Source organism: Parasphingorhabdus sp., from assembly GCF_039939955.1.
Taxonomy (GTDB): domain Bacteria; phylum Pseudomonadota; class Alphaproteobacteria; order Sphingomonadales; family Sphingomonadaceae; genus Parasphingorhabdus.
Window position 1 is genome coordinate 774,902 of the sequence record NZ_JBDVHS010000005.1, and the last position, 23,661, is coordinate 798,562.

General features: G+C 52.4%; 19 protein-coding genes and 1 tRNA gene. 7 read left to right on the top strand and 13 right to left on the bottom strand.

Going from position 1 to position 23,661, the window contains the following annotated elements; translation table 11 throughout:
- Positions 1-124 precede the first annotated feature (124 nt).
- Positions 125-1,093 (top strand): GGDEF domain-containing protein, encoded by a 969-nt coding sequence (locus ABJG22_RS08930; RefSeq protein WP_348019884.1) that lies wholly within the window; start codon positions 125-127, stop codon positions 1,091-1,093.
- 100 nt (positions 1,094-1,193) lie between these two features.
- Here ABJG22_RS08930 and ABJG22_RS08935 read toward each other — a convergent pair.
- From ABJG22_RS08935 to moaA, 3 genes are all read right to left on the bottom strand, one after another.
- Positions 1,194-1,268, bottom strand: a tRNA-Asn gene (locus tag ABJG22_RS08935).
- 74 nt (positions 1,269-1,342) lie between these two features.
- The gene (locus tag ABJG22_RS08940) at positions 1,343-2,116 is read right to left on the bottom strand and encodes an NAD kinase (protein ID WP_348019885.1); all 774 of its coding nucleotides are present in this window, start codon (positions 2,114-2,116) and stop codon (positions 1,343-1,345) included.
- A complete protein-coding gene (moaA, locus tag ABJG22_RS08945; RefSeq protein ID WP_348019886.1) occupies positions 2,113-3,099 on the bottom strand; it encodes a GTP 3',8-cyclase MoaA in 987 nt (328 codons plus the stop codon). The genes ABJG22_RS08940 and moaA overlap by 4 nt, the downstream gene beginning before the upstream one ends.
- Positions 3,100-3,416: 317 nt before the next feature.
- On the opposite strand from moaA, the gene ABJG22_RS08950 reads away from it, so the two are divergent.
- Positions 3,417-5,282 carry a GGDEF domain-containing phosphodiesterase gene (locus ABJG22_RS08950; RefSeq protein ID WP_348019887.1) on the top strand — a complete coding sequence of 622 codons (1,866 nt, stop codon included), beginning with the start codon at positions 3,417-3,419 and terminating at the stop codon, positions 5,280-5,282.
- Here the strand turns inward: ABJG22_RS08950 and mfd are convergent.
- Both mfd and ABJG22_RS08960 read right to left on the bottom strand, forming a co-directional pair.
- Entirely contained in the window at positions 5,279-8,749 is a 3,471-nt protein-coding gene (gene mfd / locus ABJG22_RS08955; protein WP_348019888.1) for a transcription-repair coupling factor, read from the bottom strand. The genes ABJG22_RS08950 and mfd overlap by 4 nt on opposite strands.
- Positions 8,750-8,781: 32 nt before the next feature.
- Positions 8,782-9,048 (bottom strand): succinate dehydrogenase assembly factor 2, encoded by a 267-nt coding sequence (locus ABJG22_RS08960; protein WP_348019889.1) that lies wholly within the window; start codon positions 9,046-9,048, stop codon positions 8,782-8,784.
- Positions 9,049-9,107: 59 nt separating this feature from the next.
- Here ABJG22_RS08960 and recG point away from each other — a divergent pair, with 59 nt between their 5' ends.
- Entirely contained in the window at positions 9,108-11,165 is a 2,058-nt protein-coding gene (recG, locus tag ABJG22_RS08965; protein ID WP_348019890.1) for an ATP-dependent DNA helicase RecG, read from the top strand.
- Between the two features lie 3 nt (positions 11,166-11,168).
- Here recG and ABJG22_RS08970 read toward each other — a convergent pair whose 3' ends face one another.
- The gene (locus ABJG22_RS08970) at positions 11,169-11,486 is read right to left on the bottom strand and encodes a PilZ domain-containing protein (RefSeq protein ID WP_348019891.1); all 318 of its coding nucleotides are present in this window, start codon (positions 11,484-11,486) and stop codon (positions 11,169-11,171) included.
- A gap of 95 nt (positions 11,487-11,581) precedes the next feature.
- Entirely contained in the window at positions 11,582-12,811 is a 1,230-nt protein-coding gene (tyrS, locus tag ABJG22_RS08975; RefSeq protein WP_348019892.1) for a tyrosine--tRNA ligase, read from the bottom strand.
- A gap of 110 nt (positions 12,812-12,921) precedes the next feature.
- Between tyrS and ABJG22_RS08980 the strand changes: the two genes are divergently transcribed.
- Genes ABJG22_RS08980 through ABJG22_RS08990 form a run of 3 tightly spaced genes read left to right on the top strand, consistent with a single transcriptional unit; the run spans position 12,922 to position 14,952 of the window.
- Positions 12,922-13,395, top strand: a complete 474-nt coding sequence (locus ABJG22_RS08980; RefSeq protein WP_348019893.1) for a DOMON-like domain-containing protein — start codon at positions 12,922-12,924, stop codon at positions 13,393-13,395.
- The gene (locus ABJG22_RS08985; protein ID WP_348019894.1) at positions 13,395-14,591 is read left to right on the top strand and encodes a DUF1343 domain-containing protein; all 1,197 of its coding nucleotides are present in this window, start codon (positions 13,395-13,397) and stop codon (positions 14,589-14,591) included. The genes ABJG22_RS08980 and ABJG22_RS08985 overlap by 1 nt, the downstream gene beginning before the upstream one ends.
- 58 nt (positions 14,592-14,649) lie before the next feature.
- Positions 14,650-14,952, top strand: a complete 303-nt coding sequence (locus ABJG22_RS08990; RefSeq protein ID WP_348019895.1) for a hypothetical protein — start codon at positions 14,650-14,652, stop codon at positions 14,950-14,952.
- A 3-nt stretch (positions 14,953-14,955) separates the two neighbouring features.
- On the opposite strand, the gene ABJG22_RS08995 is transcribed toward ABJG22_RS08990, so the two are convergent.
- From ABJG22_RS08995 to ABJG22_RS09020, 6 genes are all read right to left on the bottom strand, one after another.
- Positions 14,956-16,137, bottom strand: coding sequence for a VWA domain-containing protein (locus tag ABJG22_RS08995; RefSeq protein ID WP_348019896.1), 1,182 nt, complete (start codon positions 16,135-16,137; stop codon positions 14,956-14,958).
- A gap of 15 nt (positions 16,138-16,152) precedes the next feature.
- Entirely contained in the window at positions 16,153-16,998 is an 846-nt protein-coding gene (locus ABJG22_RS09000) for a MoxR family ATPase (RefSeq protein WP_348019897.1), read from the bottom strand.
- A 106-nt stretch (positions 16,999-17,104) separates the two neighbouring features.
- Complete coding sequence (locus tag ABJG22_RS09005; RefSeq protein WP_348019898.1) at positions 17,105-17,776, bottom strand: hypothetical protein; 672 nt, start codon at positions 17,774-17,776, stop codon at positions 17,105-17,107.
- Between the two features lie 133 nt (positions 17,777-17,909).
- Entirely contained in the window at positions 17,910-19,919 is a 2,010-nt protein-coding gene (gene rpoD, locus ABJG22_RS09010) for an RNA polymerase sigma factor RpoD (protein ID WP_348019899.1), read from the bottom strand.
- A gap of 23 nt (positions 19,920-19,942) precedes the next feature.
- The gene (dnaG, locus tag ABJG22_RS09015) at positions 19,943-21,811 is read right to left on the bottom strand and encodes a DNA primase (protein ID WP_348019900.1); all 1,869 of its coding nucleotides are present in this window, start codon (positions 21,809-21,811) and stop codon (positions 19,943-19,945) included.
- A gap of 4 nt (positions 21,812-21,815) precedes the next feature.
- Positions 21,816-22,268: a GatB/YqeY domain-containing protein gene (locus ABJG22_RS09020; RefSeq protein WP_348019901.1), complete on the bottom strand. Its 453-nt coding sequence runs from the start codon at positions 22,266-22,268 to the stop codon at positions 21,816-21,818.
- A 133-nt stretch (positions 22,269-22,401) separates the two neighbouring features.
- On the opposite strand from ABJG22_RS09020, the gene carA reads away from it, so the two are divergent.
- Positions 22,402-23,607, top strand: coding sequence for a glutamine-hydrolyzing carbamoyl-phosphate synthase small subunit (gene carA, locus ABJG22_RS09025; protein ID WP_348019902.1), 1,206 nt, complete (start codon positions 22,402-22,404; stop codon positions 23,605-23,607).
- Positions 23,608-23,661: the final 54 nt, after the last annotated feature.

The window sequence follows — 23,661 nt, forward strand, 5'->3', positions numbered from 1 at the left end:
GTTTTGGGTTGCCTGTTTTTCGAACAAGAGGCATTTGTTTCCCGGCTGGATTGCCGTCGGCTATACTGCGGCTTTGATTGCCTATCTTATTGATAGTACTCGTTCTTCTTCAACTCATATCGCGATGATATATGCTTCGACAGGCTTGTTCTGGCTGTTTAGCTTTGCGCTTACAAAGGCAATCTACATTAGATGCGGTTCGGCTTTCCCTGTTGCTTTGACTAGTGCGATGGTGGCGGTGTCCGTTTCGCTATTTGTTTTTTTGACCTACGTCGCGCCTGATATTTCTGTACGCTCGACGGTCGTAAATGTTACGGCCGCAGGCCTTTTAGCCCTATCCCTACCGCCGTTGTGGAAAACACGAAAAGCGCGGATCGATTTGGCACTGTTCGTTATCATAGCCGCGGTTTGCACCACGTTCCTGCTGCGTGTTGTGATAGTTTATAGTTTGCTGGGGCTGACGCTTACCGAGCAAACTTATGCCCAATCAACCTATGCTTGGATATTCCACTTTTCGAGCGCGATTTGCGCGCTTGCTCTTGCGGTGGTGCTATTGCTGGCGGCCTGGAATGATATGGTGATGCATTTCCATGGTAAATCCAATGCGGACCCGTTGACCGGTTTGTTAAACAGGCGCGGTTTGGAAGGTGTGTTCAAATCTAATGCGCCTGAGGACCAGGACGATAGCTATGTGCGATCATTGATCGTCTTTGACATTGATCATTTTAAACATGTCAACGATCAGCACGGTCATGCTGCAGGCGACAAGGTGTTGCAAAGAGTAGCGAAGACAGCAGTTGGCCTATGTCAGGAGCATGGTGAAGTAGCACGAACGGGTGGCGAAGAATTTGCCATTTTGACCTATTGGATACCGGTGGAAACGGCCCAGTTTCTCGCGCAGCATATTTGCGATTCCTTCCGTTTCATTGCCCATCCGGAGCTGGGATCAAGTCAAAAGGTCACCGCGAGCTTTGGATTGGCGGTATTGACTGATGCCGATTCACTAGATGATGCGATGAAGCGCGCAGACGAGGCTCTATATCGATCTAAACGGAACGGTCGTAATCAAGTCACACTCGCAGAAGTCGCTTAGTTTGGCGACGAAGAGCCGACGATAGCAACCCAACTATTTTTGCATTATTTCTAACATGCAAAGGCGAGGTGTTTTTGTGGTTCGCAACAAGATGAAATAATGGCTCCCCGAGTAGGATTCGAACCTACGACATTTCGATTAACAGTCGAACGCTCTACCGCTGAGCTATCGGGGAACAAGCTCGATTCTTGACCGAGATTATCGTTGTGAAGCGCGCCTATAACAATGTCATTTGTGTCCCGCAAGCCATCAAACGACAAATTGTTCCATAGCGATGCGATCGTCGAGTGCATGTTCTGGATCAAAGAGCATGGTCAATGATTGGCTGCGGTCGATTGCTACTTTGACACGGCTAACATCACGGACTTCTTGTTGGTCTCCAACCGCACTAACCGGCCGTTTTTCAGGATTGAGCACGCGTATGCTGATCTCCATTTTGTCCGGCAGGATTGCCCCCTTCCATCTTCTTGGTCGAAAGGGGCTGATGGGAGTGAGAGCAAGGAGATTGCAAGTCAGTGGCAATATCGGACCATTTGCAGAGAGATTATAAGCAGTCGAGCCAGCTGGGGTTGCGATCAGCACGCCGTCGCACACCAACTCTTCCATCATGACTCGGCCGTTGATTTCGATTTCCAACTTTGCCGTCTGCCTGGTTTCACGCAAAAGAGACACTTCGTTGATGGCGGGCAGGGTGAAGTTCGCACCGGAGATGGTTTCCACCTCCATCCTGAGAGGTTTGACTTTGAAAGCCCGCGCTTTGGCTAAGCGTTCGTGCAGGTCAGACAAATGCCAATTGTTCATCAGAAAGCCTACAGTACCCAAATTCATGCCGTAGACCGGCATAATGCTTCGGCGATTGAGCATTTGATGCAATGTTTGGAGCATGAAGCCGTCACCACCAAGGACGACCGCCTGATCGGCTTCATCGATCGGAACCCAATCGATCATTGTTTCTAGCTTTTCAGCGGCTTCCTGTGCCGGCTGGGTAGGGGACACAATCAGTGCCCATTTTTTTTCGTTCATCCGCCCGTGACGTTCATATGACGCTCCAATATCTCTGCGGACCCATCCAGCTGCGCATTGAAATCATGTCGCAGTGGTTTGAGCTTTAGAGCCTGTTGGAGCAGTTGGTCAACGGCAGCGATTCCATCTTTGCGTACGGCTGCACGCAAATCCACATGGGCGTTGTGACCGAGGCACATGAATATTTTTCCATCTGTGGTTAGACGGAGACGGTTGCAGTCATCACAAAAATTATTGCTCAGCGGTGTTATTAAACCCAAACGCAGGTTCAGTGGTTCCACTGAAACATAGCGCGCCGGACCTGCACTGCGATGACCAAGAGGTGAGAGCGCGTATTTCTCTCGCAAAGGCGCCAGAAATTCATCGGCGGAAATATGAGCGAGTTTTCGGTCCGCCCCAACATCACCCAAAGGCATGGTTTCGATAACGGTCAGATCATGGTCATTGTCCGCGCAATATTCCGCCATGGGCAGAAGGTCTGATTCGTTGAAATCACGAAGGGCAACCATATTGATTTTTACCCGGATACCAGCTGCTTTAGCAGCATCAATCCCGTCCAAAACGACATTCACTTCGGCACCGCGTGTAATTTCAGCAAACCGATGCGAATCAAGCGTATCCATACTAACATTGATCCGGCGTACGCAATTGGCCGCAAGATGATCAGCATATTCCGTCAGCAATGAACCGTTGGTCGTTAGCGTCAATTCTTCCAGCTCACCCGATGCTACTTTTCTACCGAGGCGTTGAATGACATCTTTCATGTCCCTTCTAACCAAAGGCTCGCCGCCGGTAAGCCGGATTTTTCGTATTCCGTGTCCGATGAATCGTTCCGCTACTAGGGTGATTTCTTCCAGTGTCAGAAGCTCTGACTTTGGCATGAAAGTCATTTTCTCTGACATGCAATATTGGCAGCGGAAATTGCATCGGTCGGTGACCGAAATCCGTAAATAGTTAATTTTGCGGCCAAAACCGTCTTGCATGGGTGTTTCATCCTGAAGGAATGCGATAAGGCTAGCGTTTTCTGAATTAGCAGGCAACGGCCTATAAAGGTTTTTCTGCTATGGAAAAAGATAGTCGATTGTTAGTGTGTCTGCGTTTCGTATTACTATTATTTGGAGTTTCTTAGGTCAGCAATTCATCCATCTCGACGGCGCATCCAGCTGAATTCCGGAACCTGTTTTTGCTTTCGTTCCATGAGCGGGATCCTCTGGCAACGGAAATAGCGTCTTATGGTTGGCGGGTTCATTCGGCTCGTCGGCTAGAAAATTTAAACGCTCGCTTCTTCTCAGCCGGCGCTATGATCGCGGTGGTTGATGCGCGTGGAGCAGAACATGATGGCCTGAAAGCAATTGCAGCCCTATCAAACGCAGCGACACCGAGCGGAATTGCGATATTGGCTTTGGTGGATAGCAGCCAGCATCAGCAGATTGCTGCACAATGCTATGGTTCAGGGGCAACCCATTATTTGGACTTCGCGGACGTAGGAGCGGATCTCGAACAGTCGATTAGATATGCGTATCGCTATGTCGAAAATTTTCGAGGGGGAGCTGAGCGCGCCCGGCATGAGCAATCATTACTGACCGTCGCAGATTTGCAATGGTCTATGGTACCGGGTTCTGTTGGCGAGGCTTGGGTGAGTGACAGTCTGTTAGCTGCGGCGGGGCAAATTGATTTTGACCAATATCCTGTTTCTGGAATTTATAGAACACTATCACATGGAGATAAGGAGCGGGTGAGAGCGGCCATGAAACGGCTACGCGATGGTGCCAGACAGACGGCAGTCTCTCACGACCTGGACGGCCGTCCGGTCATCCATCATTTATACGAAGCGGATGGCTGCATATCTGGTAGAATTGAGTATCTTGCGAAAAATGATGAGGTTGACGATTGGACCGAACGGGATCTGCTTTCAGGATTGCGGAATACAGCAGCGGCTAGTTCATGGATACGTCAAAAGTTGGAATCTGGAAGCCAATTGACGCTTTTTGCAATCGGCATCAAAAATTTCCGGATGATCAATGCAGCCTTTGGACGGAACGTTGGCGATCAATTGCTAAGGATCGTCGGCCATCGGCTTATGGATCACACACAACGCGAATATGCAGGCTCGCAGTTAGTCGCCCGTCTAGATGGCCAGAATTTCCTCATCACTTTGGCTGATATGGATAGCAATGACGTTTTGGACTTCGCAAATGGGTTGATCAGCAACGTTTTCTCCAATCTGGAATTGGAGGGAAGACCTATCCAACCGGTTGCTAGAGCTGGCGTGGCGATCGGTAATGCCGATTCCAAAGAAAAAACACTGATCAGAAAAGCGGTTCTCGCGCTTGCAGAAGCGACGGCAGCAGATGCTTTGCCGATTAAGATTAGCACCGTTTCTGAAGCCGATGTGCACTTGGAAGAGGCGTTGGAAGATCAGTTGGTTGGCGCGATGGGCCGTGGGGAAATTGCCATCGCCTTTCAGCCGCAAATCAAGGTTGATACCGGAGATCTCGTTGGAGCTGAGGCACTGGCCCGTTGGGAGCATCCGGAATATGGACTGTTGGGGGCTTCAACCTTGTTCGCCGTTGCTGAACGTGCAGGGGTGATGGACAATCTTTCAGCACAAATCCACAAACAGGCTTTGATACTGGCCGCAAAATGGGCGGATAATTTTGGTCTTTTACGTCTATCGATCAATGTGACGGCGGGAGACTTGGCCGGAACCAATTTTGCTTCCGATATGTTGAAGCAAATCGATGAGGCTGGTTTTGAAACGCGTCGCCTTACGCTCGAAATTACCGAATCAGAACTGATCGGCAATTTGTCGGCTTCAGCAGATAAATTGGATAAGCTGCGTGCAGCCGGCGTCCGGATTGCCATCGATGATTTCGGTACCGGTTATAGCAGTTTATCCTACCTTAAGGAGCTGCCGGTCGATTATTTGAAGATCGATAGCGAGTTAACCGGTGATATTAGCGGTTCGCCCAAAGAGCAGGTCGTGGTCCGGTCGATTATCGATATGGCGCACAGCCTTCAACTGAGTGTGATCGCCGAAGGCGTTGAAACGGAAGCTCAACTCAAAACGCTTGCAGAACAGGGATGTGAATATTTCCAGGGTTTTCTGCGTTCTGGGCCGCTTTCGCCTGATGAGTTTGAAGCCTTCGCGTTGCGTAACAACTAAGTAGACACCCGTTGCGCCAATTTCGATAATCCGGTTGTTAATTGTGTCAGGCCATGCAGCCGGGACTTTGGGTCCCGCCATTTGCGCTCGATAAACAACTTATTATCTGGACGGATCTTTGCAGTTCCTTTGAGACGGTCGACATAATCCAGCAAGCCGGGGACATTGGGAAAGAGGTCGTTATGAAAACTGACCAACGCGCCTCGCGGGCCCATCTCGATTTTTGCAATCCGGGCTTTCTTACAATTCATCTTGATATGCATGAGTTTCAAAAGATTGTCGGTCTGGATCGGTAGGTCACCGAACCTATCTATCATTTCTGCAGCGAAGGATTCGATTTCTTGAAGAGTCTTCAGGCCGTTCATTCGGCGATAGAGGCCCATCCGGAGCGAGAGATCGGGGACATATTCTTCCGGGATAAGGATTGGAGCATCGACGGTAATCTGGGGGGAGAAGCTGTCGGTTTTGGCGGGCATGCCAGCGCCTTTGGCTTTTGCTTCTAAGATGGCGTCTTCCAACATGGATTGATAAAGTTCGAAGCCGACTTCCTTGATATGGCCAGACTGTTCGTCACCGAGCAGATTGCCGGCCCCACGAATATCGAGGTCGTGGCTCGCGAGCTCAAATCCGGCGCCAAGACTGTCTAGGTCGCCCAATATCTTCAGTCTTTTCTCGGCTTTTTCCGTGATGATCCGATCTTTTGGCGTCACCATATAGGCATAGGCTCGGGTCTTGGAGCGACCAACGCGGCCTCTGAGCTGATATAGCTGCGCAAGGCCGAAGCGATCGGCACGGTGAATGATCAGTGTATTGGCGCTAGGAATATCGAGACCACTTTCAACGATGGTCGTCGAAAGAAGCACATCATAGTTGCGATCATAAAAGGCAGACATCCGCTCTTCCACGGTCGCCGGAGGCATTTGTCCATGGGCGACGACATAGGTCAGTTCAGGGGCGTGGTTTTTGAAAAAGTCTTCGATATCTGGCAAGTCGGCGATACGCGGTACGACGACGAACGATTGGCCGCCGCGATAATGTTCCCGCAGCAACGCCTCGCGCAGCGGGACTGGGTCCCAGGGCATGACATAGGTGCGAACGGCTAGTCGGTCGACTGGCGGTGTCTGGATAACGGAAAGCTCGCGCATGCCCGTCATAGCCATTTGCAATGTCCGCGGAATAGGTGTGGCCGTTAGCGTCAGCACATGCACATCGGCCTTCATCGCTTTGAGGCGCTCTTTGTGGGTCACACCGAAACGTTGTTCTTCATCGACAATGATCAGACCGAGCCGCTGGAACTCGATGGATTTGGCTAGCAGTGCGTGGGTGCCGATGACAATATCCACATCCCCATTGCTCAGGCCTTCTTTTGTCTTCTTCGCTTCAGTGGGTGAGACTAGTCTCGAAAGGCGTCCTATCTTGACAGGGAAGGGGCGAAATCGTTCTTCAAAATTGTTGAAATGTTGCCGCGCCAGCAGAGTAGTCGGGGCTATTATGGCAACCTGCATGCCGGCCATAGCGGCGGCAAAAGCGGCGCGCATTGCGACCTCGGTCTTGCCAAAGCCAACATCGCCACAGACCAAACGATCCATCGCTTTGCCCGATGCCATGTCGTTGAGCACTTCCTCAATGGCTTGCTGCTGATCATCGGTTTCCTGATAGGGGAACCGATCCGCGAAGCCAGCCATTTCCGTCGCCTCAATGCGAGCAGGCGTTGCTGGTTGCAAGGCACGGGCAGCGGCGGTTCTGAGTAGCTCATGAGCAATCGCCCGAATGCGTTCTTTCAGTTTTGATTTGCGTCGTTGCCAACCTTCGCCGCCAAGTCGATCCAAAACAACGCTGTCACCTCCTTCGCCATAGCGACTGAGGACATCTATATTTTCTACCGGAACATAAAGCTTGTCACCACCGGCATATTTTAGATGGACACAATCATGCGGGCTGGTTCCGACGGGAATGGAAACAATGCCTTCATATAGCCCGACGCCATGCTCTAAATGGACAACCAAATCGCCTTGGTTAAGCGCGGATAGCTCTTCGATAAAGGCATCGCTGCTTTTGCGTCGCTTGGATTTCCGGACCAATCGGTCGCCAAAAATATCCTGCTCGGTGAGCAGCGACAGGCCTTCGGTTCGGAACCCTGAAGAGAGCGGCAATATTGTGAGGGCAATCCCTGGGGCGGCCGAAAGGCAGGAAGCCCAATCATCGCAGAGTGTTGCGTTTTTAATGTCATGATCTTTGAGCAGATCAAAGATGCGCGCCCGAGAACCCTTACTGTAGCTGGCGACGATTGCCGTGCTGCCGGATTTCGTCAGGCTGTTGAGATGAGCGCCCAATGCTTGATAGATATTCTCATTGCGCGCGCGCTCGGGCGAGAAATCGCGAGGCGATGAGGCTGACATCGAGACGACTGTTTCAGATTCGGGTTCGTCAAATTCGCTTAGAATGTGGACTGGAGACGTGATTTCGCAAGTTCGCCACTCATCCGGCGTGAGATAGAGCATTTCTGGCGGGAGCGGACGATAGCTCGATAGATTGGCTTTATCAGCTTCGATCCGGTTTTTGTGATAGTCTGCAATTGCAACAAATTGTGCATCGGCTGCGGCAGAGCTCGCGGCATCTCTTAGAATCAGGCAATCATCTTCAACATAATCGAAAAGCGTGACCAGCTCATCTTCGAGAAGCGGGAGCCAATGTTCCATCCCCGCCAGACGGCGTCCTTCTGAGATAGATTGATATAATGCATCGCTCGTCGAAACGGCACCGAAGAGATCACGGTAGCGGGTGCGGAAGCGCGTTATGCTATCGGCATCCAACAGAAATTCTGAAACCGGAAGCAGATCAAGCTGGTCTACATTGCCTACGGTGCGCTGGTCGGCGGGATCGAATTGCCGCAGGCTTTCGATTTCATCGCCAAATAGGTCAATCCGGATGGGCAGTTCTGCACCAGGTGGGAATAGATCTATCAGACCACCACGAGCCGCAAATTCGCCGCTGTCGGCAACGGTGTCCACTCGTACGAAGCCGTTCGCGTAAAGGAAGGAAATCAGCTTTTCCTGTTCAACTACTGTGCCGGGTGCAAGGTGGGTGACAAATTCTTTGACCCGCGCCGGTGTTAACACCCGCTGGGTAACTGCGTTGACGGTCGTGATAATCAGCTGAGGTCCCGTGGACGGGAGGGCCAGTCTAGCCAAAGCCGCAAGGCGGTCCGAAGTGGTGTGCAGTGCCGGAGATGCCCGATCATAGGGTAGGCAATCCCATGCTGGAAATTCAATAATCTCGATATCTGGCGCAAAGAAGTGAGCGGCTTCTGCAACGGCGCTCATGGCTGCGTCATCGGTGGCGACAAACATGGTGCGCTTGCCCGAATTGGCAGCAAGTTCGGATAGAAAAAGAGGACGATAGCCTGCCGGCACACCCGCTAGCGTCATGCCTTTTTCGGAGGACAGTAGTTTATCTAGATAGGACACTTGAAATTGCTTTTGGCTAAAGGAGAGGAATATTATTTCGTGGCATCAATATAGTCGAGTTTTTGCATGGCCTCCATTTGGGAACCCATAAAATTCTGCGGAACGGGCAGTGTTCCAATCGCCCAGGCCATGACATCGACGTCATCTTCCGCGAGCAGGTTTTCAAACCAGTCCATTTCAGATTCAGACCAGTCCTGACTGTAGCGATCAAAGAAACCGCCGATCAAAAAATCCGCCTCGCGGGTTCCGCGATGCCATGCGCGAAATTGTAGCCGTTTCAGCCTTGTTTCGCGATCCATATATGCTGCTCCAACTTGGCTGGCATATTGCGCCAGCGAGGGTATAAAGGCGGATAGACATGCGGCCCGAGATACTCAATCCATTATTTGGCGAAACCCCATCGCTCAAAGGCGTCGGCAAGGTGCTGACCAAGCCTCTTGAGAAACTGCGGCTGACCCGGATCAAGGACTTGCTCTATCATCAACCGAGCTATTGGATGCATCGGAAACGCGTCGACGAGCTGAATGAAGTCGATGTCGGAGAGACGATCATCATTGAGGTGACGCCAGTTGAATATCGTACCGGTGGCCCGCGTAGCCCGCTGCGGGTGCAGGCAACCGACAAAGCTGGAAACTATATCAGCCTGACATTCTTTGGTCGCAATCCCGGCTGGCCAAAAAAACTACTACCGCTTGAAGAACCAAAGATCATTTCGGGCAAGCTCGAGCGCTATGGTGATGAGCTTCAAATCGTTCACCCCGATCAAGTGCTGGAACCGAAGCAGGTTGACGCCATAGCACTGTTAGAGCCGATATATCCCTTGGCTGACGGACTTGGTAACGCGCGGATGAGGCAATTGGTGGAGCAGGCGCTGGCTTTCGCGCCGTCATTGCCGGAATGGGTGGAGCCTAGTCAGCTGGCAACCCAAAGCTGGAAGAGTTGGAAGGATAGTATCGTCGCGCTCCATAGTGCTGAGAGTGATGGAACTAATGATAGGCTGGCCTATGATGAAATATTTGCCAACCAGCTTGCTTTCATGCTCGTCAGAGCCAGCAACCGCAGCAAGAAAGGTATCCCCATCCAAGGCGATGGTCGGCTTCGTGACCAGCTAAAGCTGCCTTTTGAACTCACCGGTGCCCAAAAACGTTGCATAGCTGAAATTGATGGCGATTTGGCACAGTCCGCTCCGATGCTGAGATTGCTGCAAGGTGATGTGGGATCGGGCAAGACGCTTGTCGCTTTGATGACATTATTGTCGGCTGTGGAGGCTGGATATCAAGGTGCTTTTTTGGCACCGACCGAAATATTGGCGCGACAGCATTTTGAAAGCCTGCAAAAACTGTTGGTCGGTTTGCCGGTCAATCTTGCGATATTGACCGGGCGGGACAAGGGTAAGGTCCGTGAGGCTACATTGATGGGGCTGATGGATGGCTCGATCAATATATTGATCGGAACCCACGCGATTTTTCAGGAGCATGTTCAGTATAAGAACCTAGCCGTGGCGATCATCGACGAACAGCATAAGTTCGGTGTTTCCCAACGGCTTATGCTGGCGCAAAAGGCCGAGAGAACACCGCATTTGCTTGCGATGACAGCGACGCCGATTCCGCGGACCCTGACGCTTAGCCAATATGGTGAAATGGATGTCTCCCGTATCGATGAGCTTCCTCCGGGACGGCAAGCAATCGATACTAGCGTGATTTCCGATGGACGCTTGCTAGATGTGGTCGAAGGCCTCGCGCGCCATATCGCCTCGGGCGGTCAAGCTTACTGGGTTTGCCCCTTGATCGAAGAAAGCGAAAAAAGCGATTTGGCAGCGGCCGAAGACCGGGCTGCCAGTTTGAAAGCAAGATTTGGTGATCAGGTCGGTCTCGTGCACGGCCGGATGAAAGGGCCCGAGAAGGATGAAGTCATGGGCCGCTTTCAGCGGGATGAAATAAAGATATTAGTCGCAACCACGGTCATCGAAGTCGGTGTCGATGTTCCCAATGCCAGTCTGATGATCATCGAGGCGGCGGATCGCTTCGGTCTTGCGCAATTGCACCAGCTTAGGGGGCGTGTAGGGCGGGGAAGTGTGAAATCCAACTGCTTGCTGATACGCGGAGGCGAATTGAGCGAAACGGCTCGCGCCCGGCTCAAACTGATGCGCGAAACCAATGATGGCTTTCGCATTGCAGAAGAAGATCTCCGTTTGCGCGGAGCAGGGGAGTTGTTGGGCACACGCCAATCGGGTGATGCCGGTTTTCGCATTGCGACCCCAGCGCAGGTCAATGAACTGATCGGACCCGCCACCGATGATGCTCGATTGCTGCTTGATCGCGATGGTGGATTGGACAGCGAAAGAGGGCAGGCAGCGCGGATCGCGCTGTACCTGTTCGAACGGGATTGGGGCGTCAGCCTATTGCGGAGCGGATAGCGATTAACGGCTTTCGATTTTGTCGAGCATTGCCAGGAAATCGGGCTCCCGGATTACCCGCTCAAATTCGAATCCGCAGCGCCCTTCATGCGACCAGACAAGATATGCTTCCATTCGTCCGGCGATGGGCAAATGGACCGTTAATCGGTCTCCTTTTGCCATTTCCAGCACATCTGCCATCATCATGCCATGGGCGGAAATATTGGCAATGCGCACGCGAATTTCTTGATTCGCGCCAAGTTCGCAAATGGTTTCGAAATCGACCGGAAAGCGCGTGGCACGACGTGCATCAAGCGATATTTGATCAGCTGTTTTGGTCATGCTCAGCATGCTCCGAAAATGAGTTCAAAGCTATGATAACCAATGATTAACAATAAATGGTAAACGTCGATAAATCGAAAAAGCCAGAATCTAAATCAGGCCTTTCGAAGCAATCCATGTTTCTTTTTCCCCGCCGAAATCTTTATATCGATGTCGGCGATAGCGACAACATGTCCGGTATCTTTGACTGGCTCGTCATTCAAGCGGGCACCGCCACCAGCGACAAGTCGTTTTGCTTCTCCTTTGGATGCGCAGAAACCAATGCCGATCAATGCGTCGAGCAGCGATATCTCGCCTGATTCAACGGTATGAACCGGTAATTCGCCACCGGCGCCACCCTGTTCAAATGTCTTCTGCGCCGTATCAGCAGCCTCTTTTGCGGCATCTTCGCCATGTGCGAGAGCGGTTGCAGCATCAGCCAGGATTTTCTTGGCTTCGTTGATGTCGGAGCCTTGCATTGATTCGAGATGAGCGATTTCGTCTAATTCTATATCGGTGAACAAGCGCATGAATTTGCCGACGTCCCGGTCATCGGTGTTCCGCCAGAATTGCCAGTAATCATATGGACTGAGGCGATCGGCATTCAGCCAGATGGCACCATCGACCGACTTGCCCATTTTTGAACCATCGGATTTCGTAATGAGCGGCGTCGTCATGCCGAACAGCTCCTCGCCGTCAATTCTGCGACCCAGTTCGATGCCGTTGACGATATTGCCCCATTGGTCAGAACCACCAAGTTGTAGTTTGCAGTCATGTTGGCGCGACAGTTCTAGAAAGTCGTAGGCCTGCAAGATCATGTAGTTGAATTCCAGGAAGGTCAGTGGTTGCTCGCGTTCGAGGCGCAGTTTCACTGAATCAAAGGTCAACATACGGTTGATTGTGAAATGGCGTCCGACTTCCCGTAAAAATGGGATATATTCGAGCTTATCCAGCCAATCTGCATTGTTGACGAGTATGGCGTCGGTTGGCCCGTCGCCGAATGTCAAAAAGCGTTCAAAACAGGTCCGGATCGATGCGATATTTGCCGCGATTCCTTCATCATCAAGCAATTTTCGGACTTCATCTTTGCCGGATGGGTCACCGACTTTGGTCGTGCCACCGCCCATGACCACAATCGGTTTGTGCCCAGCCTGTTGCAGACGACGAAGCAGCATGATCGACACGAGATTTCCCACGTGCAGGGAGTCTGCGGTTGCATCAAATCCGATATAGCCGGGGATAATGCTCTTTGTTGCAAGAGAGTCCAACGCATCGGCATCGGTTAACTGGTGGATATAGCCGCGATCATTCAGTAGACGCAGCAGATCAGATTGATAATTGGTCATGGGTTGGTGCGTTACATGGGGACAACGAAAGTCGCAATATGCGTTTAAACTTGCAATGCCATCCATCGACGCCGGTATCCGTGATTGATCATATGACGGTCGAATGCTCGATGACCAAAGCCGGAACGATTTGGTTGAGATATCATGTTGCTGGTAAGGTTGAAGATATCAAACTACCCGACAATTTGGAGCAGCCCGAGCGCAGGGATAATCTCTGGCAGAAGAGTTGCTTTGAACTATTCCTCAGGGAACCGGGGAAAGAGCGCTACTGCGAATTTAACTTTTCCCCGTCTGGCAACTGGGCGGCCTACGGATTCAGCAGCTATCGCGAGGGGATGGCGCAGATTGCACTGGCTCAAATACCTGAAATATCTATGGATGTTAGTGAGACACATCTGGCGCTTGAAGTGACCTTCGGCTTACCGGATATATGGACGCATGATGAGCTTGATGCAGGTTTGTCTGCGGTCATTGAGATGCAAAATGGAGAGAAATCGCTCTGGGCTTTAGGCCACCCCGCAGGTAAGCCGGATTTTCACCATAGAGACTGTTTTTCGTTGAAAATGAAAGCGATGGGACATTGATGAAATTTGGATTAGACAGACTGATCGAAGATGCGGACTTGCGTCGGCCGTTGGCAGGAAAACGGGTCGCGTTGCTTGCGCACCCCGCCTCGGTAACCGGCGACCTTGTCCATAGTCTGGATGCTTTGTCCGCCCTTGATGGTATCAATTTGACCGCAGCATTCGGCCCGCAGCATGGTCTGCGCGGCGACAAGCAAGATAATATGATTGAGTCACCGGATTATAATGATCCGGTTCATAATATTCCGGTTTTCAGTCTTTATGGCGAAGTGCGCCGACCGACGGCTGAATCGATGGAGACATTCGATGTCATCTTGATTGATCTTCAGGATCTGGGTTGCCGGATATATACGTTCATCACGACCCTGCGCTATATGCTGGAAGCGGCGGCCGAACATGGCAAGGCAGTATGGGTACTCGATCGTCCCAACCCCGCAGGTCGGCCGATCGAAGGCACGATTCTTGAAGAAGGCTGGGAGAGCTTTGTCGGGGCGGGGCCGATGCCGATGCGGCATGGACTCACCATGGGAGAAATGGGCCGCTGGATGATCAGCCACTTTGATCTTGATGTGGATTATCAGGTCATCGAGATGCAGGGGTGGCAACCGGAAGGTCCTGGATTGGGTTGGCCGGAAGACCGTATCTGGATCAATCCTAGCCCCAATGCTCCCAATGTGAACATGGCACGCGCTTATGCCGGAACAGTGATGCTGGAGGGAACCACTCTCTCCGAGGGTAGGGGAACAACGCGGCCGTTAGAGCTATTTGGCGCTCCAGACATTGATGCGCGAGCGATTATTGCGGAAATGCAGAGATTAGCCCCACAATGGCTGAAAGGCTGCCTGTTGAGGGAAATCTGGTTCGAACCGACGTTTCACAAGCATCAGGGGCAATTGTGCAACGGTGTCCAAATTCATGCGGAGGGCCCGGCTTATGATCATCAGTCTTTCCGGCCGTGGCGTCTCCAGGCTTTGGCGTTCAAAGCCATAGGAATCCTCTATCCGGAATATGAATTGTGGCGCGATTTTCCTTATGAATATGAAGATGATAAGCTAGCATTTGATGTCATCAACGGCGGGCCGGCTTTGCGGGAATGGATCGAGAGTCCATCGTCAACTGCGCATGATCTGGAAGAAATCTGCGCACCCGGTGAACGGGCTTGGAGCCATATGATTGAGGAATATCTTCTCTATTAGAAATGCTGCACTGCAACATAATTATTGCATTCTGTCTGAAACCTGATAATTTGTACCTATGTTACCAAGCAAAGAATTTTTTGAAGGCGTCGCACTGAAAAAATGTGTGGCTGCGACTTATAACAATACGGCGTTCAAGCTGGCGCCGCATATTCTCTATACACGGCATGACGAAATGTATGTCGATGCTGTGCCGTTGGAAAAAGACGGTCAACCGCCGCGGGAAATCAAGATCGGGACGTTCAAGCTTTCCGGGTTGAAGGATGTGAGCGTGGAAGAGCTCCATTTCGAAAAGTCCGAAATTTTTGAACCGGCTGCCGAAAAATATGACGGAACAACCTTGCTAGCCATTGAAGGCTAGCAACTACCCCTGCTTGCGGGTCAATTCCTTCATCGCATCGCTTAGTCCGTCTACCGTCAGCGGGTACATTCGATCATTCATCAATTCGCGCACGATTTTGACGCTTTGTGAATAGCCCCATTGCTTTTCAGGCACCGGATTGAGCCAGGCAGCTGCTGGATAGGTGTTGGTTAGCCGCTGCATCCACGTCACCCCGGCTTCTTCGTTGAAATGTTCAACGGAACCGCCTGGATGGGTGATTTCATACGGGCTCATCGACGCGTCTCCAACGAAGATCAGCTTATAGTCATGGCCATATTTGTGGAGCACATCCCAGGTGTTGGTGCGCTCGGAAAAGCGGCGGCGATTATCCTTCCACAAGCCTTCGTAAGGACAGTTGTGGAAATAGAAAAACTCCAGGTTTTTAAACTCGGTAGTCGCTGCACTGAATAGCTCTTCGCAGAGCTTGATGAACGGATCCATAGAACCGCCAACGTCCAGAAATAGCAGTAATTTCACCGCATTGTGCCGTTCGGGGCGCATATGAATGTCGAGCCAGCCCTGTTTGGCCGTGCCGTTGATCGTCCGGTCGATATCCAATTCGTCCGCAGCGCCCTCGCGAGCGAATTTGCGCAGGCGCCGGAGCGCGACCTTGATGTTCCGCGTGCCCAGCAACTTGGTGTTGTCGAGATTCTGGAATTCGCGCTTGTCCCAGACCTTGATAGCTTTTTTCTGGCCGCCTTCGCCACCGATCCGGACGCCTTCGGGATTGTAACCGGAATTGCCGTAGGGAGATGTACCGCCCGTGCCGATCCACTTGCTACCACCTTCATGGCGTTTCTGCTGTTCTTCCAAACGCTCTTTGAGCGTCTCCATGATCTCGTCCCAACTGCCGAGGGAATTGATTTTTTCCATTTCCTCTTCAGATAGGTATTTTTCAGCGACTGCTTTCAGCCAATCCACAGGAATTTCTTCTTCCTGCAAGCCATAATTGGTTTCAATGCCTTTGAAGACCTTCGAGAAAACCTGATCAAAGCGGTCGAGCAGGCCTTCGTCTTTCACGAAAGTCGCGCGCGAGAGATAATAGAATTCTTCCGGATTGCGCTGGATAACTTCTTTTTCGAGCGCTTCGAGCAGGACGAGATGTTCCTTGAGCGAAGCCGAAATTCCGGCGGCTCTAAGTTCATCCATGAAGTTAAAGAACATTGTCGGTGCCTTTGCTTAGCGTGCTTCGCGTTTCGCCATGAAGGCCAGGCGTTCAAACAACATCACGTCCTGTTCGTTCTTGAGCAACGCGCCGTGCAGTGGCGGGATCGCTTTGCTGCTGTCATTCGATTGTAGGGCTTCGAGCGGCATGTCTTCATTGAGGATCAGCTTCAGCCAGTCGAGCAATTCGCTGGTGCTCGGTTTTTTCTTGAGGCCGGGGACGTCGCGAACATCGTAGAAAATGTCCATCGCCTTTTTGACCAAAATCCCCTGAATGTCAGGAAAATGGACGTTGATGATGTCCTGCATCGTCTCGCGATCCGGGAATTTAATATAGTGGAAGAAACAGCGGCGCAAGAATGCGTCGGGCAGTTCCTTCTCGTTGTTCGAGGTAATGATCACGATCGGCCGCTCCGTCGCCTTGATCGTTTCTTTGGTCTCGTAGACATGAAATTCCATACGATCGAGTTCCTGCAAAAGGTCATTCGGAAACTCGATGTCGGCTTTGTCAATCTCGTCGATCAGCAACACGGGTAGTTCGGGAGCGGTGAAAGCCTCCCACAGCTTGCCCTTACGGATATAATTGGAAATATCATGAACGCGTTCGTCGCCCAACTGGCCGTCGCGGAGTCGCGCAACCGCATCATATTCATAGAGGCCCTGATGGGCTTTGGTGGTGGATTTGACGTTCCATTCAATCAGCGGTGTGCCCATGGCTTTGGCGATTTCATAGGCTAGGACCGTCTTGCCGGTGCCCGGCTCGCCCTTGACGAGAAGCGGGCGCCGCAGGGTCATGGCGGCGTTGACAGCAACCTTTAGGTCATCGGTTGCAACATAGTCCTTGGTACCGTCAAAACGCATGATTTTCTATTCCTTGCCGTGATAGTCAAAGCACAGGGGATAGGGAAAACCCCCAATGTAGGCAAGTTAATCATTTAGTTAATTTTTGTGCCGTTTGGCGAGCAACCTATTGAGAAAGGCGCGTGTTTCGGCGGGCTTCGAGAAGTTGCCAAAGGCCACGATGCTGGTTGAGCAACTGTTCAGACCCGAAGTTCAAGGCACGCTCCAAGGCCGGTGTTTCCGACAACCGGTCCTTGAGGATGGACGTCGTCTCTATGCTGGGAAGCATGGATGGTCTGGCCTCTACGCCCACGCGCAAGGCTATCGATTCGAGAATTGGTCTGATGGCATACCAATCGGCAACCAGGGCGATGGCCGCACCGATTGCGCATCCGTTGCGATCGGATTGAGAGAGCATCTCTAAGGCTTTGCGTTGACCGAGTACTGCTGAATCGCTTGGGTCATCGGCACTGACGCCGGAAATGGGACCTGCCGCTACCGTCAATTTGGTCAGAAATGCACGTTCGGCAGCAAAGCCAGCAGTCGCTTCAATAAGCCAGTCGCGAGCGCTTTCATCGGTTGTTCTGCTTGCAGCATGGTCGGCTACGCCGGGGTGGCGACCATGCAATACGCATAGGAAATGAGCGATATCTGCGATATCTGTTCCCGACAAAATGGAAAAATCTTGCCGGATTGATTCGACATAATGCGCTGTTTCGCTGCCATGGTTCTCGATGTAGTCAGCGAAACTCAACTGAGCCATCAATTCTGGATTTAGTCCCTGCATGGCGTTTCCCATATCCCCGCATGTTGTCACGAACATGCGATGGGCATCTTCGTCTACCTTGGGGTATAGAAGCGATTCCTAAAGAGTGGGTTTATTCATCGTTAGGAATTCGCAAACCATAATTATGCCATGCCGGTTCGTGGATCTATTGATCCAGGAAGCTACGCATTTTGCGGCTGCGGCTCGGGTGTTTCAGTTTCCTGAGTGCCTTGGCTTCAATCTGCCGGATACGTTCGCGGGTAACGCTGAACTGCTGTCCAACTTCTTCCAACGTATGATCGGTGTTCATGCCGATGCCGAAACGCATACGTAGGACGCGTTCTTCCCGCGGAGTCAGACTGGCCAATACGCGCGTCACGGTTTCCTTCAAATTGGCCTGAATGGCCGCATCGACCGGAATGATCGCATTTTTATCTTCAATGAAGTCACCCAGATGTGAATCTTCTTCGTCGCCAATCGGCGTTTCGAGGGAGATTGGCTCTTTCGCGATTTTCATGACCTTGCGCACTTTTTCCAGTGGCATGGAAAGACGTTCGGCCATTTCTTCCGGTGTCGGCTCGCGGCCCTGTTCGTGGAGGAACTGGCGGCTGGTACGGACCAGCTTATTGATCGTTTCGATCATATGAACTGGAATACGGATCGTCCGGGCCTGATCAGCAATCGACCGCGTGATCGCTTGGCGAATCCACCATGTGGCATAGGTGCTGAACTTGTAACCGCGACGATATTCGAACTTGTCGACCGCTTTCATCAGGCCGATATTGCCTTCCTGAATGAGGTCGAGGAACTGCAAGCCGCGGTTGGTGTATTTTTTTGCGATGGAAATCACGAGACGGAGATTGGCTTCCACCATTTCCTTTTTGGCGATACGCGCTTCGCGTTCGCCTTTTTGGACCATGTTCACGATCCGGCGGAATTCGACCAGTGAGGTGCCGGTTGCGTTGGCAATGTCAGAAATTTCTGACCGAATCCGGTCAACGGCATCTGCTTCTTTTTCGGCAAAAGATGCCCATTTTTTGTCGGTTTTGGTCATGCTTGCAAGCCAACCATCGTCCAGTTCATTGCCGATATAGCTGTCCAGAAACGCCCGGCGTGGGACTTTGTGCCGTTCGGCTAGACGCAGCATTTGTCCGCCCAGCGTGGTTAGCCGGCGATTGAAAGAGTAGAGCTGATCGACCAGAAACTCGATCTTGTTGGCATGGAATTGCACGCTTTCGACCAGCGCGGTCAATTCTTCCCGCAAATTATGATATTTGGTTTCCGACGCTGCGGGGAAGTCTTTGCCAACGGCCAGCGCATCCAATCGGGTGGTCTGCAATTTTGAGAATTTCTTGAACACCGAGGTGATCAGCGCAAATTTTTCGAGCGCTTCGGGTTTCAACGCTTCTTCCATCTGCGCGAGGGAAAGGGTGTTGTCCTCTTCTTCCTCTTCAACGACGCGCTTTGTGCGGCGTTCGGTCAGTTCGGCTTCATCATCATCTTCGCCATCAGCCGATTCTTCATCCTCGACTTCATCATCATCCTTGAACGAAGGACCAGCGGTTTTCTCGCTGATCTCACCATCATCATCGTCTTCTTCTTCAAGATTTTCCGGGACAGGGTCCTTGGAGAGCATGGCATCGAGGTCGAGAATTTCGCGCAACTGCATTTCGCCGTCGTTGAGCGCGGTGGACCATTCGATGATTGCGTTAAAAGTCGTCGGGCTTTCACAAAGCCCCCAGATCATGGTGTCGCGACCGGCTTCGATCCGCTTGGCAATGGCGATCTCGCCTTCGCGGCTAAGCAATTCCACAGCGCCCATTTCGCGCAGATACATGCGGACGGGATCATCGGTGCGATCGCCAGCAGCCTTTTTAGGAGCGGCAGCAGCGGTTTTTTTGTCTTTATCTTTGCCGTCGATTGATTCGACTTCGTCGCCGCCCATTTCCTCGGCGGCTTCCTCGTCATTTTCGACAATGCGAACGCCCATTTCGGAAATCGCAGACATGACATCTTCGATCTGTTCATTCTGTTCCTGGGGCAGGGCTTCGTTCAGCTCGTCAATTGTCAGATAGCCACGTTTCTTGGCTTTGGTGATCAATTTTTTGACGGCACTATCGTTGAGATCGATCAACGGTTCGTCTTCGGCTTTGGTGTTTTTCGCTTTACTTGCCAATGGCTGAGGCCCCTAATTTGAAACTATATATTATCGTCGATCTGGGTCAGGTCGACCAACCGCTCATGAAATAACTGCTTTACTTTGCGAAGGCGCTGCTGCTCGGCATAACTTTCTTCCGTAAGATCATCCTGCACCCGCCGCGTTGCCTCTGCGAGAGCCGCTTCCAGTCCGGGGCGTGCTGTTACCACTTTTATCGCTTCTGCCAAATCCCCGTGCGCCCGTTCGATTAACGGTGCCGGAGCATTTTCTGGCATTTTGCGGTTGAAAGTGAAATTCAGCGCGTCGGCCCGTAACAGCCCTTTTGCGACATTATAACAATCTGTCTTCTCCAATATGGTAAGAAGGCCCTGCATATCAAGCGTTTCTTTGCTCATTGCAGCATTGATCAGTTCGCCCAGCAGGGACTGTAGCTGCGAATCGGCTAGTTTGATCGCGTTCAGCTCTTCAAAATGCTTGGAAATCCGGCATGGATGGCGGATCAGACCACCCAAAATGCCCTTTGCGATTTGCAAGTCATAGCCTTCGATCAAAAAGGACTTTGTGTCGTCCATCGGTTTGTAGGAGACAAATTTCGACGGAAATTTACGCCCGGTGTTTTGCGAGCGGCGACCTTCGGACCGATTGTCCCGCTGTGCGAAAAAGGCAGCTTGATAGCGTTCGTGAAATTCTTGCCGATAATGTTGGGCAATGTCCTGGTCGGCAATATCGCGCACATGATCCGACAGGCGCTTCTTGAGCCCCGCCTTGGTTTCCGGGGTGTTGAGCGGTTCGGCATCAAATTCCACCTGCCAGATCTTGTCATCGAGCATCTGCGGTTTCGCGATCAGGGCGGCAAAGGCCTGTGCGCCTTCGGACCGGATCAGATCATCGGGGTCTTGCCCGGCGGGAAGGGAGATGAAGTTCAAACTATGCGAGGGGCGCAATATCGGTAGCGCGCGTAATGCGGCACGCATGGCGGCCTTCTGACCGGCATTATCGCCATCAAAACAGAGGATCGGGGCCTCAACCATTTTCCAGATGCGCTCAATCTGATGCTCGGTCAGCGCCGTGCCGAGCGGGGCGACGACATCCTCAAAGCCCGCCTGAGCCAAGGCAATGGCGTCCATATAGCCTTCAACGACCAATATTCGTCCGGTCTGGCGGGAGGCTGGCGAGGCTTTGTCGAGATTGTAGAGCGTGCGACCCTTGTCGAACAAAGGCGTGTCGGGGCTGTTGAGATATTTCGGCTCTCCGTCGCCCAATATCCGGCCGCCAAAGGCAATGACCCGGCCGCGTGGATCGCGGATTGGGATCATCAATCGGCCGCGGAACCGGTCGTACGGGTCTTTGTCATCGACTTTGATCAGCAGTCCGGCTTCGATCAACTGGTCAACGCCATGGACGGAAAGCGCTTCTTTCAGCCGTCCGCGGGAATTGGGGGCAAAACCAAAGCCAAAATTGCGGATCGTGCTTTCAGAAATGCCCCGGTTCTTCAGATATTCCCGCGCCGCAGCTCCTTCAACGCCGTTGAATTGGGTGACAAACCAATCCTGTGCCGCCGCCATGACATCATGCAGGGTTGCTCGGACTTCCTGCCGTTGAGCCGCCTGGGGATCGGGGGCAGGGACTTCCATTTGCGCTTCGGCGGCGAGATCCTTGACCGCATCCATGAAGCCCAGCCCACGCTGTTCGGTCATCCAGCTGATCGCATCACCATGGGCGCCGCAACCGAAGCAATGGTAGAAACCTTTTTCGTCGTTGATCGTGAAGCTGGGGGTTTTCTCGTTATGGAACGGGCAGCAAGCCTTATATTCCCGGCCCGCCTTCTGTACTTTCACCGTTCGGCCGATCAGTGTCGATAGCGTGGTTCGCGATCGCAGTTCTTCAAGCCATTGCGGGGAAAGCGCCATAGATTCAGCTCAGCGCCGCCTTCACCAGCGCGCTGGCTTTGCTCATGTCGATTTCGGTGCCGTGGCGCTTTTTCAGCTCGCCCATCACGCGGCCCATGTCTTTCATGCTGTCGGCGCCGAGTTCGCTCTTGATGCCATCGATCAAAGCGGCGGTATCTTCCTCGCTCAATTGGGCGGGAAGAAACTCTTCAATCACCGACAATTCCATTTTCTCTGCCGCGGCCAGTTCGGTCCGGCCACCGCTTTCGAACATGTCTATCGATTCGCGACGCTGTTTTGCCATTTTTTGCAGGACGTCGGTGACCATCGCATCGTCATCTGGCGCATCACCCTTGGTGCGCAGGGCGATGTCCTTATCTTTGATTTTGGCCAAAATGCTGCGTGTTGCGGCGGTGCGATCTTTGTCACCGGCCTTCATGGCGGCAATTTGCGCGGCTTTCACGGTATCGCGAATCATGGCGTCCCTCATAATTTTGGAATAAGCTACCACCATAGCGGGAAGATAATTTTTTTCATAGATTGTGACGCCATAAATCTGGCCCTAGGTCCCATGAAATTTTGCGCCTCAGACGGACCCGAAGGAACAGCCCATGACCAATGCCCAAAATCCCGCCGCTCCCAAGGGTGCAACTGGGATATTGGTATTGGCCGATGGCACTATCATATGGGGCCGGGGCTTTGGTGCGACCGGCTCTGCGGTTGGTGAAGTCTGCTTTAACACGGCGATGACCGGCTATCAGGAAGTGATGACCGATCCCAGCTATGCCGGGCAGATCGTAACCTTCACCTTTCCCCATATCGGCAATGTCGGCACCAATGACGAGGATGTTGAGGCGGACAGCCCACATGCTCTGGGCTGTATTGTCCGCGAGGATGTGACGGCACCGTCCAATTTCCGCGATCAGAAGCCGTTTGATCAGTGGATGACAGAGCAGGGCCGGATCGGAATTTCCGGCGTGGATACAAGGGCTTTGACGCGGCGGATCCGCGAAGCGGGAGCGCCCAATGCGGTGATTGCCCATGATCCCGATGGTCAGTTTGATATGGACGAGCTGCTCGCCAAAGCGCGCGGTTGGGCGGGGCTGGAAGGCATGGATCTGGCCAAGGAAGTGACTGGCCACCAGACGCAATTGTGGGACGGCAAAGGGCAGGGCGCCGGCATCTGGCGACTGGGCCATGGCTATGCCCCACTGGAAGACATGGAAGCATCTTCGTCCCGGCCGCATGTGGTAGCGCTTGATTTCGGCGCGAAGCGCAATATCTTCAGAAACCTTGTTAAGGCTGGCGCAAAAGTAACTGTAGTTCCAGCTAAAACATCGCTCGATGATATCTTGGAATTGCAGCCGGATGGCGTCTTTCTGTCCAACGGACCGGGCGATCCGGCGGCTACCGGTTCCTATGCGGTTCCCGTGATCCAACAGTTGCTGGACGCGGATATGCCCTTGTTCGGCATCTGCCTTGGTCATCAAATGCTGGCGCTGGCAGCGGGTGCCAAGACGATCAAAATGCATCAGGGCCATCGCGGTGCCAATCATCCGGTGCAGCGTATCGGTGGCGGATGGGACGAAACCGAAGGGCTGGTCGAAATCACCAGCATGAACCACGGGTTCGCGGTCGATGGCGACAGTCTGCCCGACAATATTCGCGCGACCCATAAAAGCCTGTTCGACGGCAGCAATTGCGGCATCGAAATCATCGGCAAGCGTGCCTTTGGCGTGCAATATCACCCGGAAGCCAGTCCGGGGCCACAGGATAGCTTCTATCTGTTCGAGAAATTTGTGGGGCTGATTTCATGACCCCGGATAGGCGGAAGCGGCACGCTGAAGTTGCGTTGGTAGCTCTTTATAGAG